This is a genomic window from Sphingomonas sp. (assembly GCF_036387535.1).
Lineage (GTDB): Bacteria > Pseudomonadota > Alphaproteobacteria > Sphingomonadales > Sphingomonadaceae > Sphingomonas_R.
In genome coordinates this window covers 1-5,359 of record NZ_DASVTO010000029.1, presented here as the reverse complement: position 1 = coordinate 5,359, position 5,359 = coordinate 1, and the positions used below count along the sequence as shown (strand labels likewise).

Here is a 5,359-nt window from a genome sequence, read left to right as displayed (position 1 = left end):
ATCGAGCAGGTAGGTTGCGGTGGTCGGGTTGGCGGTGGTGGTCCCGTTATCGTCCAGGCCCGAATTGTTGAAGAAGCTGGACGCGCGCGAATAGGAGCCGTCGACGGTGAAGGTGACCGGTCCGACATCCTTCTGGACATTGCCACCAAGCGTGTAGAGCCGGTCGAGCCGGTTCTCATCCTGTTGCACGGTGCGCGTGCGGATGCCCGAAACCGTGCCGCCGACAATGGCATTGTTGACGACGGTCGGATTGGTCAGGCTGCTGCTGGTCTGCTGCAGATTTTCGATGCGGATGCCGCGGCGATAGACGTCGGACTTGAACCGCGAATAATAGCCGTCGACCAGGACACGGAACGTGTCGGTCGGCTCATACTGGATGCTGCCCAGTACGCCGTCGCGGGTTTCGTTGCCGCCGGCCTGCACCGCTTCGAAGCCATAGCCGATCGCGTCGGCCACGCCGTTCCTGTCCAGATCGCGGGCGGCCGGGCTGCCGTTCGCGCCGGTCGCGGTATAGTCATAGCCGACGAAGCGGGTGGCGACGTTCGCCTGGCGCAGCCGCGCATAGCCGATGGCGAGGCCGAGCGTATCGTCCAAGAGCTTGGTCTGGAACGAGGCGCTGGCGCGATAGCCGAAGCGGTCGGCATCCGGATTCTGTTCCGCGCGATCGTTGAAGACCCCGCGGACATTGACGCTGACCAGCGTCGTGCCGGGAATGCTGAGCGGGCGGGCGGTGCTGAGTTCGACCTTGCCGGCGACGCCGCCTTCGATCTGCGACGCCTTCGGCGATTTGTAGACCGCCGCCTGGTTGACGAGTTCGGACGGATATTGATCGAATTCGATCACGCGGTTGCCGGAGGTCGCGACCTGTTCCCGGCCGTTGAGCGTGGCGGATACGAGATCCTGGCTGAGGCCGCGGATGTTGATGGCCGATGCCTGGCCGCCGGTGCGTTGCGAGGTGACGCCGGGCAGACGGGCCAGCGATTCCGCGATCGAGACGTCGGGCAGGCGGCCGATATCCTCCGCCGAGACGATCTCCGCGACGACATCGAGGTTGCGCTTCACCTGGATCGCGTTGCGCAGGCTGGAGCGGAAGCCGGTGACGATGACTTCCGAGCCTTCGTCCACAGCAGGGGTGGCGGCATCGCCCGCGGCGTCCTGCGCCTGGGCGGTGCCGGCGAGCAGCAGCGCGGCGGCAAGCGCGCCGGCGCTGGCGTGGAGCGCGAACGCGGTGCGGCGGGCGGATGGCGATCGGACGGGCAGGCGCATTTCAATTCCCCTCTGTTTCGTCCCGCGCTTCTTCGAGCGTGTCGGGACATGACGATGTGGCCGCAATGGATTTCGCGACCGCCAAAGCCAAGCAAAGCGCATACGTATTCAGCGGGCAGAGCGGCGCGTGTGCCGCCATGGACACAGCCGGCGCAGCGATGGGCGTTGACGTGCCGCGGGGAATAGGGTGTCCTCCCGGTGCCGCGTCAGACGGTGGGGAGGAGGGCCGGACATCATGCAGCGCAAGCCGACCTCCTTCGATATCGCGCAACTGGCCGGCGTGTCGCAGCCGACGGTGTCTCGCGCGCTGCGCGGCAGCCCGACGGTCAGCATGGCGACCCGCAAGCGGATCGAGGCGATCGCGCACCAGCTGCATTACACGGTGGACCGCGCGGCATCGAACCTGCGCAGCGGGCAGACCCGCACGCTGGCGCTGCTGCTGTTCCGTGATCCGTCGCCCGACGACACGGTGGTCAACCCGTTCTTCCTGGGCATGTTGGGATCGATCATGTCGGCGTGCGCGGCGGAGGGATATGACCTGCTGATATCGTTCCAGCAGATGTCGAGCGACTGGCATGTCGATTATGAGGATAGCCACCGCGCGGACGGCGTGATCCTGCTGGGCTATGGCGATTATGCCGCCTATCGCGCGCGGCTGGATCAGCTGGTGGCGCAGGGAACGCATTTCGTGCGCTGGGGATCGGTACGCGCGGGGCAGCCCGGGCTGACCGTGGGGTGCGACAATGTGGCCGGCGGGCATGCCGCGACCCGTCACCTGATCGCGCACGGGCGGACGCGGATCGCGTTCCTGGGCGATGCGACGCATCATTATCCCGAGTTCCAGGACCGGCATCGCGGCTATGCCGAAGCGCTGTCGGACGCCGGGCTGACCGTCGATCCGCGGTTGCAGGTCGATGCGATTTCGACCGAGGAGGACGGCACCCGGGCCGCACGGCAATTGCTGGCCCGCGGGGTGGCATTCGACGCGATCGTGGCCGCCAGCGACATGATCGCGCTGGCCGCGATGCGCGTACTGGCCGAAGCGGGGCTGACCGTGCCGGACGCGATCGCGCTGGTAGGGTTCGACGATATTCCGGCGGCGGGCCTGGCTAATCCGCCGCTGACGACGGTGGCGCAGGACGTCGGCGTGGCCGGGCGCCGGCTGGTCGACATGCTGCTGGCGCGGGTACGGGGCGAACCGGTCGACAGCCGGGTCCTGCCCACGCACCTGGTCGTCCGGCGATCATCCGGCACTCCGCAGCCCTAGCAAGGACCATCGATGGACAAACCCAGACAGGGCTTTCGCAGCCTGTGGAACATCTCGTTCGGCTTCTTCGGGATCCAGATCGGGTTCGCGTTGCAGAACGCGAATGTCAGCCGGATCTTCCAGTCCCTGGGCACGTCGATCGACGACCTGCCGTTGCTGTGGATCGCGGCGCCGCTGACCGGCCTGATCGTTCAGCCGGTGATCGGCCATTATAGCGACCGGACATGGGGACCGCTGGGGCGGCGGCGGCCCTATTTCCTGGCGGGGGCGGTGCTGGCGACGCTGGCGCTGATCGCGATGCCGAACGCCCCGATCCTCTGGGTTGCGGCGGTACTGCTGTGGTTGCTGGACGGATCGTTGAACGTCGCGATGGAACCGTTCCGCGCGTTCGTCGGCGACATGCTGAACCGGTCGCAGCGGACCGCGGGCTATGCGTTCCAAACCGCGTTCATCGGCGCGGGGGCGGTGGTCGGCAGCCTGGCGCCGCTGATCCTGACGGATGGCTTCGGCGTGGAGAATGTGGCTGCGGCGGGCATGATCCCGGCGTCGGTCCGCTATGGTTTCTATATCGGCGGCGCGGCGTTGCTGATCGCGGTGCTGTGGACGGTTGCGACCACGCGGGAATATCCCCCGGCCGAACTGGCGGCGTTCGACGCGGACGGCGTGGAGGCCGCGCCCGTGCGGCGCGCGGTGACGGCCGGCGGACGGCAGGCGCCGTTGTGGATCGCGGCGGGCGCGATCGTGGTGGCGGGTGTGGCGCGGTTCGGGCTGGATCGTCCGGTCTATCTGCTCGGGTTCGGGCTGATCGGGTTCGGTGTGGCGCACCTCGCCAGTGCCGCGATGGTGGCGCGAGGCCGGACCGACAGCGTCCTGCCGCAGATCATCGCGGACCTGGCCGACATGCCGGCGACGATGCGCAAGCTGGCGCTGGTACAATTCTGCACCTGGTCCGCGCTGTTCATCATGTGGATCTACACCACGCCGATCGTGACGCAGCGTGTATTCGGCGCGACCGATACCAGCGGCGCGGCCTATAATGACGGCGCCAACTGGGTCGGCGTGCTGTTTGCCGTCTATAACGGCGTGGCGACGCTGTGGGCGTTCGTGTTGCCGCGGCTGGCGGCACGGATCGGGCGGCGCGACACCCATATCCTGGGGCTGGTTGCGGGGGCGGCGGGATTTGCGGCGTTCCTGCTGGTGCGTGATGCGTATCTGCTGTTGGGCGCGATGGTGCTGATCGGGATCGCGTGGTCGTCGATCCTGACGATGCCCTATGCCATGCTGTCGGGCGCGCTGCCGCCGGCCAAGCTGGGCGTGTATATGGGATTGTTCAATATCTTCATCGTGTTGCCGCAGCTGATCGTATCGGCGGCGATGGGGCAGGTGGCGCGGGCCTTCTTTCCCGGCGATCCGGTGTGGGCGATGGCGATTGCGGCGGCGGTGATGCTGCTGGCGGCGGGCATGATGATGCGGTTGCCGCGCGCGGCGTAGCGCGGGCCGCCGACCGCAACCGTGTGCGCCCGGATGCGCGGGCGCACACGGCCGGCGATCAGGCGACCGGCGCGCCGTGATCGATGCGGTTGGCGGTGAGATCGTCGACCACGGCGGGATCGGCCAGGGTGGAGACGTCGCCCAGTGAACCGATGTCGCCCTCCGCGATCTTGCGCAGGATGCGGCGCATGATCTTGCCGGACCGGGTCTTGGGCAGAGCGGGCGCGAACTGGATCGCGTCCGGCGTGGCGATCGGCCCGATTTCCTGGCGGACCCAGGCGATCAGTGTCCTGCGCAGTGCATCGTCGCCGGCAACCCCCTGGTTCAGCGTGACATAGGCGTAGATGCCCTGGCCCTTCAGATCATGCGGGAAACCGACGACCGCGGCTTCCGCGACCTGGGGATGCAGGACGAGCGCGGATTCGATCTCCGCCGTGCCCATGCGGTGGCCGGAGACGTTGATGACGTCATCGACGCGCCCGGTGATCCAGTAATAGCCGTCGGCATCGCGGCGGCAGCCGTCGCCGGTGAAATATTTGCCGGGATAGGTCGTGAAATAGGTCTGGAAGAAGCGGTCATGGTCGCCCCAGAGCGTGCGCGCCTGACCCGGCCAGCTATCGGCGATGACCAGATTGCCCTCCGCCGCGCCGTCGAGCACGCCGCCATCGGCGTCGACCAGTTGCGGCAGCACGCCGAACAGCGGCTTCGTCGCCGAACCGGGTTTGAGCGCGGTGGCGCCGGGCAGCGGCGCGATCATGGCGCCGCCGGTTTCGGTCTGCCACCAGGTGTCCATGATCGGGCAGCGCCCACCGCCGACGACGCGGTGATACCAGTTCCACGCTTCCGGATTGATCGGTTCGCCGACGGTCCCGAGCAGGCGCAGCGAGCTGCGGTCGGTCCGGTGGACCCAGTCGTCGCCTTCGCGCATCAGCGCGCGCAGCGCGGTGGGGGCGGCATAGAAGATGCTCACCTGGTGCCGGTCCACCACCTGCCAGAAGCGGCTGAAATCGGGATAGTTGGGGACGCCTTCGAACATCAGCGTAGTGGCGCCGTTGGCGAGCGCACCATAGACGACATAGGTGTGGCCGGTGACCCAGCCGACATCGGCCGCGCACCAATAGACGTCGCCAGGGCGGTAATCGAAGACATAGTGGTGCGTCATCGACGCCCAGACGAGATAGCCGCCCGAACTGTGCAGCACGCCCTTGGGCTTTCCGGTTGAGCCCGAGGTGTAGAGGATGAAGAGCGGGTCTTCCGCGCTCATCACTTCCGGCTCGCACTCTGTCGCGAGCGTGTCGCGAATAGCGGAGTAGCTGATGTCGCGGCCGCCCTTCA

General features: G+C 67.4%; 4 protein-coding genes. 2 read left to right on the top strand and 2 right to left on the bottom strand.

From position 1 onward, the window contains the following. Positions 1–1,266: TonB-dependent receptor plug domain-containing protein (locus VF649_RS02785; protein ID WP_331010436.1), on the bottom strand; the 1,266-nt coding region annotated here is incomplete at its 3' end. Positions 1,267–1,501: 235 nt separating this feature from the next. Here VF649_RS02785 and VF649_RS02780 point away from each other — a divergent pair. Both VF649_RS02780 and VF649_RS02775 read left to right on the top strand, forming a co-directional pair. Then, positions 1,502–2,533, top strand: coding sequence for a LacI family DNA-binding transcriptional regulator (locus VF649_RS02780; protein ID WP_331010435.1), 1,032 nt, complete (start codon positions 1,502–1,504; stop codon positions 2,531–2,533). Positions 2,534–2,545: 12 nt separating this feature from the next. Beyond that, positions 2,546–4,024: an MFS transporter gene (locus tag VF649_RS02775; protein WP_331010434.1), complete on the top strand. Its 1,479-nt coding sequence runs from the start codon at positions 2,546–2,548 to the stop codon at positions 4,022–4,024. A 58-nt stretch (positions 4,025–4,082) separates the two neighbouring features. Here the strand turns inward: VF649_RS02775 and VF649_RS02770 are convergent. Continuing rightward, positions 4,083–5,359, bottom strand: a 1,277-nt coding sequence (locus VF649_RS02770; RefSeq protein ID WP_331010433.1) for an acetate--CoA ligase, incomplete at its 5' end; no start/stop codon positions are given.